Below are 968 nucleotides of genomic sequence, written 5' to 3' on the forward strand. Positions count from 1 at the left end.
TGTAGTGGTGGCTCGGATGAGTCTTTAAAATACAGAATAAAAGAGGTTAATGGTTTTTCTTTAAGTTTTACAAATAGTGCTGCTGATAGCTTTGTAATTGATAGTGTTGAGCTTCAGGTTGATGAGATTGAAACCAATGAATGTGGTGTAGGGACGGTAAAATATACACCTTCCGAGCTATCGATTACCAGCACGGAAGATAGTGCTTTGCCTGATTGCCAGGGCTCTGAGTTAGCTCCGGGGGAGAGTTGCGAGGTCCATATTCGGATGAACTTCCTTTCACCTGGTATCAAGTTTGCTACCTTGATGATAGGGGTTGAGGGTAAGGAGGAAAGCTACTCGTTTGAGTTGAGTGGTAATGTGATAGGGGAAGCTGATTTTAGCTCAAGTGTGGGTGAGGGAGTGTTTTTCTTTATAGAGAAGCAGAATGAGTGGGATTTACAGGGAGATATTGTTTCCGAATTAGTGTCAGACTACACCCTATATGAGCAAACGATGTTGATTGGTAAGGTTGATGGTAGCGGCCAATTGAGCTTTGACTGGAAAGTAGATGATACGAGTGTAATGGATGTCTCATTGTGGATAAATGGTGAAGAGCTTAGTGAATATAAGCCGGCTGAGGCTTATGGTCGTGAGACTATCGTGTTACCTGAAGATCAGGTCAATACTGTTGAGTGGCGCATGGCTAGGGGAGAACTTTGGCGTTCTACGAGTGAAAGTTCATTAGGGGATGAAGGCAAGACCTTGTATTTGAAGTCGGTTAATTTTACAGCAGATAACCCAGATGTAGTTGAGGATACAAGTCCTAGCAATTCAAAGTCTAGTGGTGGAGCATTCCACCCACTAGCGCTAGTGTTTTTGGCAGTGCTATTTTTCTTTCGTCGAAACGCTGCAGGTATATCGAAAACCTATCGTGCCATGAGTGTGGTGATTGTAATGCTCGTTGTTTCTTCAGGTTGGGCTCGCGC

Annotated in this window: 1 protein-coding gene; it reads left to right on the top strand. The window is 43.7% G+C overall.

All coding sequences use genetic code 11. The features are described 5' to 3' along the window. A partial coding sequence (locus tag A3756_RS19455; protein ID WP_156490613.1) for a GlyGly-CTERM sorting domain-containing protein occupies positions 1 to 968 on the top strand: 968 nt, incomplete at both ends.

The sequence above is a fragment of the Oleiphilus sp. HI0086 genome (assembly GCF_001635225.1).